15 protein-coding genes, 1 tRNA gene, 2 rRNA genes, 1 other RNA gene and 1 other annotated feature are annotated in these 16,527 nt (G+C 39.5%); of the genes, 4 read left to right on the plus strand and 15 right to left on the minus strand.

Features of this window, described 5'->3' with window-relative positions; genetic code table 11:
* The 8 genes from G4Z05_RS15480 to tadA all read right to left on the minus strand — a co-directional run.
* Positions 1 to 198, minus strand: a 16S ribosomal RNA gene (locus tag G4Z05_RS15480); the annotation flags it as partial.
* 270 nt (positions 199 to 468) lie between these two features.
* Positions 469 to 732 (minus strand): pro-sigmaK processing inhibitor BofA family protein, encoded by a 264-nt coding sequence (locus G4Z05_RS15485; RefSeq protein ID WP_038538226.1) that lies wholly within the window; start codon positions 730 to 732, stop codon positions 469 to 471.
* Between the two features lie 92 nt (positions 733 to 824).
* Positions 825 to 1,040 carry a YaaL family protein gene (locus G4Z05_RS15490; protein WP_038538225.1) on the minus strand — a complete coding sequence of 72 codons (216 nt, stop codon included), beginning with the start codon at positions 1,038 to 1,040 and terminating at the stop codon, positions 825 to 827.
* Between the two features lie 32 nt (positions 1,041 to 1,072).
* Entirely contained in the window at positions 1,073 to 1,669 is a 597-nt protein-coding gene (gene recR / locus G4Z05_RS15495) for a recombination mediator RecR (protein ID WP_038538222.1), read from the minus strand.
* 127 nt (positions 1,670 to 1,796) lie between these two features.
* The gene (locus tag G4Z05_RS15500) at positions 1,797 to 2,111 is read right to left on the minus strand and encodes a YbaB/EbfC family nucleoid-associated protein (RefSeq protein WP_038542001.1); all 315 of its coding nucleotides are present in this window, start codon (positions 2,109 to 2,111) and stop codon (positions 1,797 to 1,799) included.
* Positions 2,112 to 2,131: 20 nt separating this feature from the next.
* Positions 2,132 to 3,820: a DNA polymerase III subunit gamma/tau gene (gene dnaX, locus G4Z05_RS15505; RefSeq protein WP_038538219.1), complete on the minus strand. Its 1,689-nt coding sequence runs from the start codon at positions 3,818 to 3,820 to the stop codon at positions 2,132 to 2,134.
* A gap of 216 nt (positions 3,821 to 4,036) precedes the next feature.
* Positions 4,037 to 4,301, minus strand: an RNA gene (ffs, locus tag G4Z05_RS15510) — signal recognition particle sRNA large type.
* 104 nt (positions 4,302 to 4,405) lie between these two features.
* On the minus strand, positions 4,406 to 4,894 hold the full coding sequence (tadA, locus tag G4Z05_RS15515) for a tRNA adenosine(34) deaminase TadA (protein ID WP_163252674.1): 489 nt from the start codon (positions 4,892 to 4,894) through the stop codon (positions 4,406 to 4,408).
* A gap of 113 nt (positions 4,895 to 5,007) precedes the next feature.
* On the opposite strand from tadA, the gene G4Z05_RS15520 reads away from it, so the two are divergent.
* The 3 genes from G4Z05_RS15520 (at position 5,008) to G4Z05_RS15530 (ending at position 7,915) form a co-directional block, all read left to right on the plus strand.
* Complete coding sequence (locus G4Z05_RS15520; protein ID WP_163252676.1) at positions 5,008 to 6,297, plus strand: glycoside hydrolase family 18 protein; 1,290 nt, start codon at positions 5,008 to 5,010, stop codon at positions 6,295 to 6,297.
* A gap of 259 nt (positions 6,298 to 6,556) precedes the next feature.
* Entirely contained in the window at positions 6,557 to 7,204 is a 648-nt protein-coding gene (locus G4Z05_RS15525; RefSeq protein WP_038538209.1) for a deoxynucleoside kinase, read from the plus strand.
* 15 nt (positions 7,205 to 7,219) lie between these two features.
* Entirely contained in the window at positions 7,220 to 7,915 is a 696-nt protein-coding gene (locus G4Z05_RS15530) for a deoxynucleoside kinase (protein ID WP_163252677.1), read from the plus strand.
* 316 nt (positions 7,916 to 8,231) lie between these two features.
* Here the strand turns inward: G4Z05_RS15530 and G4Z05_RS15535 are convergent.
* The 6 genes from G4Z05_RS15535 to guaB all read right to left on the minus strand — a co-directional run bounded on the left by G4Z05_RS15535 (position 8,232) and on the right by guaB (position 15,090).
* A tRNA-Ser gene (locus G4Z05_RS15535) sits at positions 8,232 to 8,324 on the minus strand.
* Positions 8,325 to 8,415: 91 nt separating this feature from the next.
* Complete coding sequence (gene serS, locus G4Z05_RS15540; protein WP_163184262.1) at positions 8,416 to 9,696, minus strand: serine--tRNA ligase; 1,281 nt, start codon at positions 9,694 to 9,696, stop codon at positions 8,416 to 8,418.
* 310 nt (positions 9,697 to 10,006) lie between these two features.
* Positions 10,007 to 10,231 (minus strand) — a binding site (T-box leader).
* Positions 10,232 to 10,294: 63 nt separating this feature from the next.
* Positions 10,295 to 10,885 carry a pyridoxal 5'-phosphate synthase glutaminase subunit PdxT gene (pdxT, locus tag G4Z05_RS15545; RefSeq protein ID WP_038538200.1) on the minus strand — a complete coding sequence of 197 codons (591 nt, stop codon included), beginning with the start codon at positions 10,883 to 10,885 and terminating at the stop codon, positions 10,295 to 10,297.
* A gap of 180 nt (positions 10,886 to 11,065) precedes the next feature.
* A complete protein-coding gene (gene pdxS, locus G4Z05_RS15550; RefSeq protein WP_163252679.1) occupies positions 11,066 to 11,947 on the minus strand; it encodes a pyridoxal 5'-phosphate synthase lyase subunit PdxS in 882 nt (293 codons plus the stop codon).
* A 153-nt stretch (positions 11,948 to 12,100) separates the two neighbouring features.
* On the minus strand, positions 12,101 to 13,474 hold the full coding sequence (locus G4Z05_RS15555; RefSeq protein WP_038538195.1) for a D-alanyl-D-alanine carboxypeptidase family protein: 1,374 nt from the start codon (positions 13,472 to 13,474) through the stop codon (positions 12,101 to 12,103).
* Positions 13,475 to 13,623: 149 nt separating this feature from the next.
* The gene (gene guaB / locus G4Z05_RS15560) at positions 13,624 to 15,090 is read right to left on the minus strand and encodes an IMP dehydrogenase (RefSeq protein ID WP_038538192.1); all 1,467 of its coding nucleotides are present in this window, start codon (positions 15,088 to 15,090) and stop codon (positions 13,624 to 13,626) included.
* Between the two features lie 107 nt (positions 15,091 to 15,197).
* Between guaB and G4Z05_RS15565 the strand changes: the two genes are divergently transcribed.
* Positions 15,198 to 16,142, plus strand: coding sequence for a YaaC family protein (locus G4Z05_RS15565; RefSeq protein WP_163252680.1), 945 nt, complete (start codon positions 15,198 to 15,200; stop codon positions 16,140 to 16,142).
* 258 nt (positions 16,143 to 16,400) lie between these two features.
* Here the strand turns inward: G4Z05_RS15565 and rrf are convergent.
* A 5S ribosomal RNA gene (gene rrf / locus G4Z05_RS15570) occupies positions 16,401 to 16,517 on the minus strand.
* Between the last annotated feature and the right edge of the window lie 10 nt (positions 16,518 to 16,527).

Below are 16,527 nucleotides of genomic sequence, written 5' to 3' on the forward strand. Positions count from 1 at the left end.
CCTCATGCGAGGGGATGAATTATCCGGTATTAGCTCCGGTTTCCCGAAGTTATCCCAGTCTTACAGGCAGGTTGCCCACGTGTTACTCACCCGTCCGCCGCTAACCAACAGAAGCAAGCTTCTATTGATCCGCTCGACTTGCATGTATTAGGCACGCCGCCAGCGTTCGTCCTGAGCCAGGATCAAACTCTCCAAAAAAGTTGATTAGCTCATAAATTAACGTTGGCTTCGTTTCAATAGAAACGAATGTTGTGATTTGTTGACGTTTTAGGTTGTTTAGTTTTCAAAGATCGATATTCCATCGTAATCAAAACGACTTTTTTAATATATCATGTGAAGTTGTTTTTGTCAACAACTTTTTTGTTTGTCGCTATTAACTCAGCGACCTTTTATATATTACTATATCTATATCTATCCGTCAACTCCTTTTTTCAAAAAAATAAACCCACTGAATTCAGCGGGTTGGTATTAAAGAACCCATTGTTGAATAGCTACCAAAGCAAATAAACCGGGAATGCCTAAAAATCCGGAGATAGCGGAAGTGATAAAATTAATTGGTACATGAATACCGTACTGATTGCCTAATGTGTTTAAAAAAAATAAAAATAGGGCTCCAATTAATATCTTTATCGCGGCTAAGCCCACAAATCGAGCAGGCTTAATTGGCGCTCCTGAGAACAATAATAAAATAATTAATCCCCCTAATACAGCTATGATGAGAATTGGATTCAATAAGACTTACCTCCTCCAAAGGTATCTTTCAATAAAAAATATGTACAAGCCATAAAATATAGACCAAAAAAAGCCCAAGTATTAACTTGAGCTCATTTCAAACTGACATTTCTGTTTTTTGCTTCTTTTAAAAGAAAAATGTATTTCGCTTCTGCAATTTTAGTCTGGCAGACGACCTCTTCGGAGGGATCAAGGCTTCTTTCCAAAAAAAGTTTTTCTTTCTGCCAATTCTCCTTGAAACGATTTAATTGCATAATTACCTTTTCATCATACTCTTTTTTAAGCCGCCCTTTGCGCCGAAAAAACATTCACAATACCCCCGGAATGAACTGTTACTTTATTATACTTCCCTTCTGCCCTCTAAAGCTTTCGATAAGGTAACCTCATCTGCGTATTCAAGATCCCCTCCAACCGGCAGACCATGGGCAATTCTTGTTGTTTTAATACCTGAAGGCTTTAACAAACGTGAAATATACATAGCTGTTGCTTCGCCTTCAATATTAGGATTCGTTGCTAGAATTACCTCTTGTACCGTTTCATCTTGGAGACGCTTTAACAAATCAGGAATATTTATATCCTCGGGCCCAATCCCATCCATAGGAGAAATTGCTCCATGCAAGACATGGTATAACCCGTTAAATTCCTTCATTTTTTCCATAGCAATTACATCTTTCGGATCCTGCACTACACATATGATGCTCCTATCTCGACGCTGATCTTCACAAATATAACAAGGATTTTGATCTGTGATATGGCCGCAGACTGAGCAATAAGTTAAATTTCGTTTCGCATTGACTAACGCTTTAGCAAAATCGAGGACGGTATCCTCTTTCATACTTAAGACGAAAAAAGCTAGACGTGCAGCTGTTTTAGGGCCAATGCCGGGCAGTTTCATAAAACTATCAATCAACTTTGAAATCGGTTCAGGATAATGCATGTTCAATTTTCCTCTCACAAAAAATGAAAGTGCCTTTTAACTAAGGTTTTCCCTTATATTAGTAAGGCACTCTGCTCTGTTGATCTGATTTTTAACGCAAAATCCGCGCATTGTTTTTATACTAATACTAAAACGGAAGATTTAATCCTTTTGTAAATTGACCCATTGTATTATTTGTCAATTCATCTGCTTTCTTAAGCGCATCATTTACAGCAGCAAGAACAAGGTCTTGGAGCATTTCGATATCATCTGGGTCTACTGCTTCCGGTTTTATTTGAACATCTACGACTTCTTTATGACCGGTAACAACAACTTTAACCATCCCACCGCCAGAAGTCCCTTCAACTTTCTCTTGGCCTAATTGTTCCTGAGCCTCTTGCATTTTCTTTTGCATTTTTTGCATTTGTTTCATCATATTTTGCATATTTCCCATACCACGCATCATTATAATTCCTCCAATGCTTAATCAATAATTTCTACAAATTCAGCACCAAACAGTTTCTTTGCCTCAGCAATATGCGGTTCTTCCTCCTCAGGAGTTCCACTGTTTTCTCCTTCATCGCTATGCTGACTGTTTATAAAATTTTCCCGAATTGTTAGCCATTGTTCTTCAGGTACCCCTAGTATTAAAAACCTCTTACCAGTTAATTTACTAAAGGAAGCTGAAACAGCCTCGAGAAAATCCTTTCTGCTCATGGCCATTTGGCAGATCATCTCATGCTTAAATTTAATAATTACTGCAGTATCAGAAGCTGCCACTGGCTCTGCCTCATTCAATAGAGCAGCGTGTGATTTCATCAAACCAGCTCTCATTTCGCCCCAATTCGATTTAACTAACTGTAAGTCACTCTTGGTTGCTGCTTTTAAAACCTCGTTAATTTTTCCAACAGGCGCTTGGAACGTATTTCTTGTTGTTCTTGGAGCAGGCTTTTGTTGTTGTGGTGCCGTTTCTTGCGCTGTTGCAGCTATGCCATTTGTCTTTAATTGGTTCAATTCCTGTTCAAGCTGGTCAATCCTCTGCAACAACTTTTCCAATTGTTCAGATGAAGCTGCCTCTCTTTGCTTGGTTTCCATTTGACAAAGCTTGACAACTGCCACTTCAAGGAAAATCCGCGGATGATTAGTCCAGCGCATTTCCTGCTGGGTTTTATTCAGAAATTCTATATACTGATAAAGTTGTTCCGCAGAAGTCGCCTCAGCTAAAAGGCGAAAATCTTCATCAAGCATAGCTCTCTCAAGCGATTCTTCCAAGTTTGGTGCCGTTTTATAAAGGAGCATATCCCTATAAAACAAAATCAAATCTTCAATAAATCGCACCGGATCTTTCCCATGAAATAAAAGCTCTTCGAGAGAGTCTAATCCGCTTGCTACATCCTTTTCCTGAAATGCTCTGGCCATTTTATTTAAAAAGCCTTGCGAAACGGCCCCTGTAACTGTTAGGGCATCCTCCACTGTCACACGGTCTTGGCTATAAGATATGGCTTGATCCAATAAACTTAATGCGTCCCGCATGCCTCCATCTGCGGCTCTGGCAATCATTTGAAGTGCCCGATCGTCGCAGTCTACTCCCGTTTCATCTACAATTAATTTCATCCTATTTACAATTGATTTTGCCGTAATACGTCTAAAATCAAAACGCTGACATCGGGAAATAATGGTTAACGGTATTTTGTGAGGCTCTGTTGTTGCTAATATAAAAATGACATGCTTTGGCGGTTCTTCCAACGTTTTAAGCAAGGCATTAAAGGCACTAATGGAAAGCATGTGCACTTCGTCAATGATGTAGACCTTGTAGTTAACCGCGGTTGGAGCAAACTTTACCTTATCCAGAACATCCCGCATCTCTTCTACTCTAGAGTTAGATGCAGCGTCAAATTCTAGGACATCAGGAATCGTGCCATTGGTAATCCCACGACAGGCCTCACACTCGTTACAAGGTTCCGCTACGGGGGCATGCTCACAGTTAATTGCCTTTGCTAATATTTTAGCGGCACTCGTCTTACCTGTTCCTCTTGGACCTGAAAAAAGATACGCATGTGATATTTTTTGCTGAAGCAGGGCGTTTTGCAATGTCTTTGTCACATGTTCTTGTCCGACTACATCAATAAATGCCTGTGGTCGCCAGACACGGTATAAAGCTTGATAAGACATACGTCGATCGCCCCCTTCAAAGTAATCATTAAAACTATTATAACGTATCCCTTTTTCATATTTCAAAGTGTATCAATAAAGTTCATAAAAAAACTCATCCCTAGACTGAGATGAGTTTGTTATATTTTTACTTTTTCGAAATTTAGTTTTTAACGTACTTCGTTCTTCTCCATAAAAAACGTAGACTACTTTTTTCTCTTATGTATAAAATCACTACCGCGCACCTTCCGTCGACTTACGCCCATAAGCGTTACTTAAGCAGTTAGCTCGGCCCAGGCACCCCTGCGGCACATGGGAGCGTCCACTTAATGCTGCTTCCTTCCGGACCTGACATGGTTCATGGATTCCCATTGCGCAGGACCCAGGCGTCAACACCACTTACTTAAGGCAGACCCTACAGGTCGTAAGCCTCGGGAAGGGATTCAGTCCCGCTAGAGCGGATTGCGGGTACAGGGCACCGCTACCTCCCCACCTAGCGCGGCAAAGTTGATACCAATTATTAAGTTGCGTCATATTTGACGCCTTTTTAGTATACAAGCATTCTTAAAAAAAAGCAATGAATATCTAATGTAAATTACTGTAAATTCACTTTTTGGCATTTATTTTTTCTAATTTCTTTCGCTCTCTAATATTTCGAAAAAAATTGGTAAGCATCTGTCCACATTCTTTTTCCAACACACCGCGGACAACCTCACTTTGGTGATTAAAGCGCGAATCCTGTAAAAGGTTCATCAATGTCCCCGCACAGCCACCCTTAGGGTCTGCCGCACCGTACACCACGCGTTTAACTCGGGATAAAACAATGGCACCGGCACACATTGGGCAAGGTTCAAGTGTAACATATAATGTAGTATCCTCAAGACGCCAGGATCCCATTGACTTGCAGGCTTTGTCAATAGCTAATAGCTCCGCATGAGCAAGCGCATTCTGTTCACTTTCTCTTAAGTTATGAGCGCGAGAAATAATTTTACCGTCATGGACAATAACCGCACCGATTGGAACTTCGTTTATTTCATCAGCTTTCTGTGCTTCCTTTATTGCTTCTAGCATAAATAATTCATCTTGGTTTTCCATTTGTTTACCGCCTTTACCTTACACCCTTCATCAAATTTAACAACATTATAACATGTATCCTCTCACACCCTCATAGAATGGTTGTAGTGTATGTTTGATAAGGAGGGATAGAGATGCAAATCCATGTCATAAGACCAAATGAAACGTTATCTTCCATTGCCAGAACCTATCAAACAACGGTACAAGATATTATTGAGGCAAATGAACTACCAAACCCAAATGATCTAGTTGTAGGACAGTCCATTGTTATTCCCATTGTAGGCCGTTTTTATTTCGTCCAACAAGGTGATTCATTATTTTCTATTGGTAGAAGATTTGGGATTCCATACCAAGAACTTGCTCGAATTAATCGAATACCAGCTAATCAGCCCCTTTCTGTCGGCTTACGTCTTTACATTCCACAAGGTAGAAAACGCAATGCAGAGTTTAATGCCTACGTAGAGCCGCGTGGAACATCGGTTGCCCCTGAATTAGAAAACGCCGCTCGGGAAGCAGCACCTTATTTAACCTATTTAGCCCCCTTCAGCTTTCAAGTCAACCGGGATGGATCATTAAAACCACCATTACTAAATAATTTTCCCGCTATCGCTAGAGCAAACCGCAATGTTTTAATGATGGTGATCAACAACCAAGAACAAGATCAATTCAGTGACGAATTAGGCCGAATTTTATTAAATGATATGACTGTTCAAGACCGCTTCCTTGATAATATTGTTGCTACCGCAAAAAGATATGGATTTCGGGACATTCATTTTGATTTCGAGTTTTTACGTCCTGCTGACCGTGAGGCATATAATCGTTTTCTTCGGAAGGCAAAACAAAGATTTCAAAATGAAGGATGGCTCATGTCAACAGCCCTTGCACCGAAAACTAGTGCCACTCAAGAGGGATTATGGTATGAAGCGCACGATTATAAGGCCCATGGAGAAATAGTCGATTTTGTTGTCATCATGACCTATGAGTGGGGATACAGTGATGGCCCTGCGATGGCCGTTTCTCCAATTGATCAAGTAAGAAGGGTCCTTGATTATGCCGTAACCGAAATACCTCCGGAAAAAATCCTAATGGGTCAAAATCTTTATGGCTATGATTGGACACTTCCGTTTGTACAGGGTACGGTTGCAAAAGCGGTCAGCCCGCAGCAGGCTATTCAAATTGCTGCTAGAGAAAATGTCCCGATTCAATATGATATGAAGGCACAGGCACCCTTTTTCAGATATACAGATGATGAAGGAAAGCAGCACGAAGTTTGGTTTGAAGATGCTCGCTCCATTCAAGCAAAGTTTGATCTAATTAAGGAAATGAATTTAAGAGGAATGAGCTATTGGAAGCTTGGACTATCGTTCCCGCAAAATTGGTTATTAATTGTCGACAACTTTAATGTCACAAAACGTGAAAATTAAATCATTTTCTCACACTGCCGTTATTTCGGCGGTTTTTTTGTTTACTTCTTTTTAAAAACTTCCTTAAAAATTCCATATCCCTTCCTGTATCAGATTGTGTTACAATATTCTTTGTGTCAATTTACAGTAGAATTACTCGATTCCTGTTGTAGATATTTGTCGCCATGAATCGTTTTTTAGATATATAGATGCAAAGATTTTCCGGTGACATACGGTAAATGCTAAAATGTGCAGGCAATTGGAGAAGGAGGCGCAGCAAATGGGGGGGACACCCTTTATAACCGTTGAGGGGCCGATTGGTGTAGGAAAAACATCTCTTGCAAAAGCTATTTCAGAACATTTCAAATTCAATCTCTTGAAAGAGATTGTTGATGAAAATCCATTCCTAGGAAAATTTTATGAAAACATTGAGGAGTGGAGTTTCCAGACGGAAATGTTTTTCCTCTGTAATCGTTATAAGCAATTAAGCGATATCAATACCCAATATATTTGCAAAAGTCAAGCTGTTGTGGCAGACTATCATATTTTTAAAAATTTGATTTTTGCTAAGCGGACTTTAAATCATGAAGAATACAAAAAATACTATCAGATCTATCAAATCTTGACGGAAGATATGCCGCGTCCGAATGTAATTATATATTTAAGTGCCAGCCTTGATACACTATTAAAGCGTATTAAGAAAAGAGGCAGAGAAGTGGAAAAAAATATTAGTCCACTTTATTTAGAACAGCTTTCGCTAGATTATGATCGTACCATGGCAATTTTCGAAAAAGAGCATCCAGAAATTCCAGTCCTCCGTTTTAACGGCGATGAGTTGGATTTCGTAAAAAACAGACAAGATTTAGAATATATTTTTGAAAAACTTGCATCAACACTTAGCGCCGGAAGCTGGACAAACACAATATAGAACAGGGGGATGTTAGTGAGTATCGTTATTGGCGGCATGATTGGTCTTGGGAAAACAAGTGTTGCGGATATTTTGAAGGAACACTTTCAAAATAAAGGTATTGAAAGTAAAGTTTTTTATGAATCGGTGGATGACAATCCAATTCTTCCGCTTTATTATGAGTTAACGCCAGAAGAATTGGAGGCAAGAAGGATCCCTTTTCTCTTGCAATTGTTTTTTCTAAACAAACGGTTTAAAACCGTAAAGGACTGCATTAACTGGAAAAATCCGATCTATACCATTCAAGACCGATCCATTTATGAAGACTGGTATTTTGCTTATGTAAATAAAAACCTCGGGCGAATTTCCGATTTGGAATTCAAAATTTATGAAGACCTAGTTGACAATATGATGGAGGAGTTAGAGGAACTCCCGAAAAAAGCACCTGAATTAATGGTTTATTTAAAAGGGTCCTTTGAAACAGTTATTGAACGGATTATGTCCCGCGGACGAAGCTTTGAAATTAATCCTGAATTAAAGGAGTATTATTTCGAGGTTTGGAAGGGTTACGACGAATGGGTTATGAATCGCTATAATGCAAGTGAAGTATTAATCATCGACATGGATACAACCGATGTCATCAAAAGTGAGGCAGACGCAAGAAAAGTTTGTCATGCAGTAGAAGAAAAATTAAATGAAATTCTTAGTACCTCAAAGACGCATATTGGATAATCCATTATGCGTTATTTTTATGAAATAAACTCAAGCGCTTTGAGAAGTGGTGTTTAACCTTCTGCCAAAAGCGGTCGCTTTCAGTCACGTGATGCATATGCGATCAAAGCTTTCATTGTGTAGCGCTCCAACTTAAAGAAAAGAAACATGATGAGCTAAACGAAATTCGGTGTTAACCGATCATAGGGCGGAGTGTGAAAGCGTCTCGCCGTGAGGAAGCTTGCACAAAACCACTTTCAAAGTCAAAAAAAAATCCGTTACATACATGTAACGAATTTTTATCTCCAGTTTTTATGCGCGTATTAAATGTGATATATGGCGGAGGAAGAGGGATTCGAACCCCCGCGCGGCTTTCACCGCCTCTCGGTTTTCAAGACCGACCCCTTCAGCCAGACTTGGGTATTCCTCCGTAACAACAAAAAATAATTTACCACATTAGTATCCCTATGTCAATGCTAATTATACCTTAACCGGACGAAAATTCGCCCGGTTAAGATTGACTATACTGGCTTAATAACTTCCCTGTTGCCCATATATGGACGAAGTACGGTTGGAATCACAACACTACCATCTTCTTGCTGATAATTTTCTAAAATGGCTGCGACTGTGCGGCCAATGGCGAGGCCTGAACCGTTAAGCGTATGAACATGCTCCGGCTTTGATTTCGGATCACGGCGGAAGCGAATATTTGCCCGTCGTGCCTGAAAGGCTTCAAAATTACTGCAAGAAGAAATTTCTCGATAGGTACCGTAGCTTGGGATCCAAACCTCAATATCATACTTCTTCGCTGCGGTAAAGCCAAGATCTCCTGTACACATGCTCAAAACACGATATGGCAATTCTAAAAGTTGCAGCACCTTTTCAGCTTCGTTAGTCAATTTCTCAAGCTCCTCATAAGAATCCTCTGGCTTCACAAACTTGACTAGCTCTACCTTATTAAACTGATGCTGGCGAATAAGTCCCCTTGTGTCACGCCCTGCTGAGCCAGCCTCAGAACGGAAACAAGCACTATAAGCCGCAAAGCGAATAGGAAGCTCATCCCCATTTAGAATTTCATCACGATAGTAATTAGTCACCGGTACTTCTGCAGTTGGAACTAGGAAGTAATCTTCACTTTCAATGAGGAAAGCATCTTCTTCAAATTTAGGAAGCTGACCTGTACCTGTCATGCTGGCCCGGTTCACCAAGTATGGAGGAATCATTTCCGTATAGCCATGTTCATCAACATGTAAATCAAGCATAAAGCTCATTAAAGCACGTTCAAGGCGAGCACCTAGCCCTTTATAAAAAACAAATCGACTGCCTGTAACCTTGCCTGCTCTTTCAAAATCAAGTATGCCTAAACGATCCGCAATTTCCCAGTGCGGTTTAGCTTCGAAATTAAATTCTCGGATTTGCCCCCATTTTCTAATTTCTACGTTATCATCTTCTGTTTCACCAACTGGAACAGATTCATGCGGAATATTAGGGATGCTTAACAGTAACGTTTCTAACGTTTCTTCTACTCCACGAAGTTCATCATCTAGCTCCTTAATACGTTCTCCAACTTGGCGCATTTCCTGAATAAGGTGATCTGCATCCTTCTTCTCTCGCTTTAATGCAGCAACCTGCTGTGAAACCTCATTACGCTTAGATTTAAGCTTCTCAGCTTCGACAATTAACTCTCTTCTTCTTACATCCAATTCTTCAAACTTACCGAGATCTGTTAAATCTTCTCCACGATATTTAAGTTTTTCTTTTACTTCAGCAAAATTAGCCCGTAGATATTTTAAATCTAGCATTGTTAATACACTCCTTTATTAGTTTTTTATCCTCTTCATTTTCAGCCTACTACACGTGGACTTAGAAAAGCGAAGTCGCCCTGGTTTGTGGCATATAGCTTTCTCTTTAGTGCAACCACTTTTGTCACAAACTATTTCCTCATGATTCCTCGAACTGAGATAAAAGGAAACTCGAAAAGCCGACGGCAATTCGATATTAACTGATCGTAGGGCGGGAAGCAAAAGCATCTCGACGCTAAAGCGCTTCTCTAGACCATTCTCAAAGTCAAATATACATTCTTAAATTTTAAATAAAAAACTCCCGTCCCTAAACAGGGACGAGAGTTACCCGCGTTACCACCCTGGTTGACAACAGCTGCTGTCCACCTCATTAAAAATAACGGTTTAATACCGAAAGTACTTACTAACTCCTAAAACCGGAGTATTCCGTACTTTACTCAAGGATGGATTCACAAGTGTCATTCACCGGTTTACACCAGCCACCGGCTCTCTTTAGAACGAACCTCTTGTTACTAATTCCTCTCATTGCTTTAACATATTTTGTGTAATACTAAATTTACTATAATTATAAACCAAAAGCAACCAATTTATTCAGATATTAAACAAGTTGCTTTTGCTTAGCCTCTTCTACCATCTTAACGAAGTAGGCGGTTAAGCGATGGTCTTCAGTCAGCTCCGGATGAAATGAACAGCCAAGGAATTGACCCTCACGTGCAGCAACGATGCGTCCATTATGCTTTGACAGTACCTCTACATTTTCTCCTGCCTCGACGATGTGTGGAGCGCGAATAAACACAGCAGTGAAATTATCAGCCACTCCATTGATCGCGAGGTCAGCCTCAAAGCTATCCACTTGGCGTCCGAATGAATTACGCTCCACCGTAACGTCCATTAAACCGAGATGAGGCTCATCATAACCAACAATGTTTTTTGCCAATAAAATAAGGCCCGCACATGTACCAAACATTGGTTTTCCACTACTAGCAAATGCTTTTAAATCATCCATGAAATCATATTTATCTATTAATCTGCGCATGGTCGTACTTTCTCCGCCAGGCAGAATAAGTCCATCAACCTCTTGCAGTTCTTCTTTTCGCTTAATTGCAACTGCTTCAACGCCGCATGCTTCTAAAGATTGGATATGCTCGCGGACCGCACCTTGCAATGCAAGAACGCCAATTTTTGTCATGACAATCCCCCTTTTCATTAAAGAAATCGGCGTCATTGGCCGATTCCTTTTGTAAGGATAATTCTATCCAGCTCCTGCGTCCAGAGGCACTTGATCCCGGCTAAGCCAACAAGTAGGCTAACCTTAAATATCCACTTGGCTAATCTTGGCTCCTTAAATAAGACGCTTCCACTTTTCTTATTACCAGCCTCTGTCTTGCATACGTGCTTCAGGAGCAAGGGTATGGATTTCAATTCCCTTCATTGGTGTGCCCAACCCTTTTGAAAGCTCAGCAATTAATTCATAGTCTTGGTAATGAGTTGTCGCTTCAACGATTGCACGTGCAAATTTTGCTGGATTTTCTGATTTGAAAATACCAGAACCTACGAATACACCGTCTGCACCTAATTGCATCATTAAGGCTGCATCAGCAGGAGTTGCAACACCACCAGCCGCAAAATTTACAACTGGAAGGCGGCCAAGTCGTTTAATTTCAAGTAGAACCTCATAAGGTGCGCCTAACAGCTTCGCTTCTGTCATGAGCTCATCCTCACTCATTGACACAACCTTACGAACTTGAGCATTTACTTTACGGATATGACGAACCGCTTCGACAATGTTGCCTGTACCTGGCTCTCCCTTTGTCCGAAGCATAGAAGCACCTTCGCCAATTCTTCTTGCTGCTTCGCCAAGGTCACGACAACCGCAAACAAATGGTACCGTAAATTCCTTTTTATTTAAATGGAATTCTTCATCAGCTGGGGTCAATACTTCACTCTCATCGATATAATCTACCCCCATAGCTTCAAGAACTCTTGCTTCCACAATATGACCAATTCTAGCCTTAGCCATTACAGGAATAGAAACCGCGTTCATAACTTCTTCCACAATAGTCGGGTCAGCCATTCTTGCTACCCCACCTGCTGCGCGAATATCAGAAGGAACGCGCTCTAAAGCCATAACAGCGACGGCTCCCGCTTCCTCTGCAGTCTTTGCCTGTTCTGCATTCACAACGTCCATAATGACGCCGCCCTTTTGCATTTCTGCCATACCGCGCTTTACTCTGTCAGTACCTGTTCTCATTTCCATAATCCCCCTTGGCTTCACCATATTAAAAAATAGTTCTATTATTTTATTAATCTTTCTAATAGAAATACTTTTTTCATAAAATTATTAAATCAACAAAAAAGGATTCCTGTCAAGACAAGAATCCTTCCAATATTTCACTTTTGACTATTAGAACCATCCTTTAATAGTAGAGAAAATACTATCCCAAACATCGCCAAAGAAGTTTCCAATTCCTCTTATCATAAGGATGAACCAATTTGCTTTTTCTACATTTTCAGCAGCAACCACATCTACTTGTGCCTTCTTTTGACCTTCTTTTGTTAAATAGGTGATTTTCTCACCATTCTTTGGCACTAGCTTAATATATCCAACCTTTTCCCCTTTTTTAATTGGAGCCGTCAATTCACCTTTTTTATTGACTTTGTTTTTATCAAGAACTAATACAGGTTTATAGTTTTCCTTTTCACCATTTTCAATAATCATATTCAATGCTGATTTTGTATGAATTTTTACCTGTTTTTCCTTACCCTTCGATACTGGAAGAGTTTCTTTCCCCTTCACTTGGAAATGTTTAGGGACCATTTCTTCCTTTGTTGTATTATTAAAAGCATAATCCATCATTTTTCTCGTTTCATCAAAACGAGCTTTATAGCTACCTTTACCACTTGAATCTACCGCGTTTTGGACAACAGTGATAAACCTTTTGCCATCACGGCTTGCTGTCCCAGTAAAACAATAACCGGCAAAATCCGTTGTACCTGTTTTTAAACCATCAATTCCTTCATAGCTGTACAATAATGTTGGTAGCATCTCATTCCAGTTTATCATTTCAATACGGTCTTCTGTTCCTTCACGGAAAACTTTCCTTGGAATGCTAGCAGTCTTTAAAACTTCTGGATATTCATTAATTAGATGAAAAGCTAGTTTTGCTACCGCACGTGGTGACATCACGTTTTCTTCTTCAGCACCAGTTCCTTCGGTATGTCCTCCATGATAATCTTTATTATTTAAACCTGTTGAGTTAACAAATTTAAAATCCTTTAACCCCAACTTTTTGGCTTTTTCGTTCATCATCTTTACAAAATTCGTTTCCGATCCAGCGATTATCTCAGCAATGGCAATTGTTGCTCCGTTAGCTGAATAAATAACCATTGCCTCATAAAGTTCCCGTACCGTATATTTACCGTCCTTACGCAATGGTACATTGGATAAGGAACGATCTTGAGAGATTTTATATACTAGGTCACTTACATGATATTCTTGATTCCATTTCACTTTTTTGTGTTTGATAGCATCAAGCAATAAGTATTCCGTCATCATTTTTGTCATGCTGGCTACGCCTAGGACACTGTCAGCATTTTTTTCATATAAAACTTTTCCTGTTTCCGCATCAATTAATATTGCCCCGTCTGCATTGATATTTAAGGCTGGTGCCGCTTCAACTTTTTCGACTCCGGCAAAAAGGCTAAAAAATAGAATTATAGCCATAGCACTAGCAATATATTTTCTAAAATTTAAACTACTCACAATAACGCCCTCCATCATTTATTACACTTTGGTTATTTTAACATAACTCTACTACAAATCATAGACAGAGGTTGGAATCATCTTATTGTTATTTTTCCTATTAAGCTAGGGCTTTTTCACCAAAAAGAAAAAAGAGCAGAATTAAAATCTGCTCTTTTAAAAACTTATTGTATAGAATAGTTTGGCGCTTCTTTTGTAATTTGAACATCATGCGGGTGGCTTTCTCTTAAACCAGCACCTGTCATTCTTACGAATTGTGCTTTCATCCTTAATTCTTCCAGGTCTTTCGTACCGCAATAACCCATGCCTGCTCGTAAACCACCAACTAATTGATAAATCGTATCCGCCAATGGTCCTTTATATGGAAGTCGTCCTTCAATACCTTCTGGGACAAACTTTTTATTATCTTCTTGGAAATAACGGTCTTTAGAACCTTTCTCCATTGCTCCGACTGAGCCCATTCCGCGGTAAACCTTAAAGCGGCGGCCTTGGAAAATTTCTGTTTCTCCAGGGCTTTCTGATACTCCTGCAAGCAAGCTTCCAAGCATAACTGCATGTCCACCAGCTGCTAACGCCTTGACAATATCTCCTGAATATTTAATTCCACCATCAGCAATAATGGTTTTTCCATGCTTCATTGCTTCTGTTGCACAATCATATATAGCCGTAATTTGTGGAACACCAACACCGGCAACAACCCTTGTTGTACAGATGGAGCCAGGTCCAATTCCAACCTTTACGACATCAGCACCAGCGGCGATTAAATCCTTTGTTGCTTCAGCAGTTGCCACATTGCCCGCAATAATGGTTAAGTTTGGATATGCCTCTCGGATTTGTCTAACAGTATCAAGAACACCTTTAGAATGACCATGTGCTGTATCTACTACAATAGCATCCACGTTTGCCTTTACAAGCATATCAACGCGTTTCATCGTGTCCTTTGTAACGCCAACTGCTGCACCAGCTAATAAACGACCTTGTGCATCCTTGGCTGAATTAGGAAACTCAATAACTTTTTCAATATCCTTAATGGTAATTAACCCTTTTAACACACCATTCTCATCTACGAGAGGTAATTTTTCAATTTTGTGCTTCTGGAGTATCTTTTCTGCTTCCTTCAGTGTTGTCCCAACCGGAGCCGTAATTAAATTTTCCTTTGTCATTACATCAGAAATTTTAAAGGAATAATCTTGAATAAAACGGAGATCCCTATTTGTAATAATCCCTACAAGCTTTTGCTCCTCAACATTATTAACAATCGGAACACCGGAAATACGATATTTCCCCATCAAATGCTCTGCATCAAACACTTGATGTTCAGGTGTCAAAAAGAATGGATCAGTTATGACTCCACTTTCAGAACGTTTTACCTTCTCTACTTGTTCTGCCTGTTGTTCAATGGACATATTTTTATGGATAATTCCAAGTCCACCTTGACGGGCCATAGCAATGGCCATTTCTGATTCTGTAACAGTATCCATTCCGGCACTAATAATAGGGATATTAAGCTTAACAGCCGGTGACAGTTCTACCTGTAAATTAACATCCTTAGGCAATACTTCAGATTTCCCGGGAATAAGTAATACATCATCAAATGTTAATCCTTCTTTTACAAACTTAGTCTCCCACATTTTAACGGCCTCCACGATAAAAAATATTATTTGTAGGTTATCAATTGGATAAAATACTGTCAAGAGAAGAAAATAAGTAAGATTTTTCTGAAAAGAGTGATTTTATTGTGCGAATTACATATAAAGGCTGGGAGAGTTTCTCCTGTTATTTTTCAGCTGAATATTGTCAAGATTTTCTAAAAAATTGCTATGTAAAGGCACAGATTGACAATCCAGAACAAAAAAGCTATGAAAACTGTTATGCCTTTCTTTATTACCTAGAGCATGGACAAATTTACTATGATCAAGCAGAAAAAGCACCGCTTATCATTAAACCGATTATGCTTTTTTATGGTCTTGTTCACTTAATTAAAGCGTGTATTTTAACCGCTGATCCTACCTATCCGGAAACAACAGCCGTCTTGGCACATGGAGTTTCTACAAGGAAAAGAAAAAAACAAAACTATCTTTTTTTCCAAGATGAAGTGAAGTTACAAAAAAACGGACTTTTCCCGGTTATGTCAGAAAAAATGTTTCACATGAAACATTTAGAGGGAGAAAAAATTCAGATGGAGGAACTATTGCAGCTCATACCAGAGCTTGATGAGTTGTTCTATTTACTTACAGGGAAAAAGACCCATTTTCCTCTGAAAATGACAGGTGAAGAACTAGTCATTCCAAATGAAATCCTTGATCATTATCATATGACGGAAAATCGTTTTAAGGAATTTATTGCTTCAAAATTTAGCGGAAAGGTGGAGTTTACAAAAGATGCTCTTCAATTAAAATGGAGAGAAGGATGGATTTCAGAAGGATCCCCATTCAAATTAAATTGGGAAGAAAAATTCTGGGCCCTACCATTAAATAAAAGTAAATATCTTCATTTTCCTGAGCTGCTTATCCATTACTTACTGTTGTATAACTTAAGCATGATTGCTCGCTATGAAACAGAGTGGTGGAGTGAACTGACAAAAATGATGCCTAACCGAGATTATCCTTTTATTCATTCATTTCTCCATATAACAATGAAGAAGAGTCCATTTTTAATCTATCAATATTTAACGAAAAAATAGAATTGAAAAGCGCAAGAAACCTACTTAGCGTGGTATGCCCTCCTCTCAAAAGCTACCGTTTAGATCGAGAAATATCTATGCTATCTCTTCTTTCCTGTGACGATCACTCCAACAGAATCAACGGTAACTTAAACAATTAGATGTGAACTGTTCGTAGGGCGAATAACATTGGTGTCACAGTGCTAGGGCATTTAAGCTGATCCCTTTTGAAGCCAAAAAGATATAAAAAAGAACAACCAATTTTGGTTGTTCTTTTTTGCCCGGCAGCGTCCTACTCTCACAGGGGCTTTCGCCCCAACTACCATCGGCGCTGAGAAGCTTAACTTCCGTGTTCGGTATGGGAACGGGTGTGACCTTCTCGCCATTACCACCGGACCTATTTAAT

Origin of the sequence: Neobacillus thermocopriae, assembly GCF_010975035.1 — a bacterium.
Classification (GTDB): Bacteria; Bacillota; Bacilli; order Bacillales; family Cytobacillaceae; genus Neobacillus; species Neobacillus thermocopriae.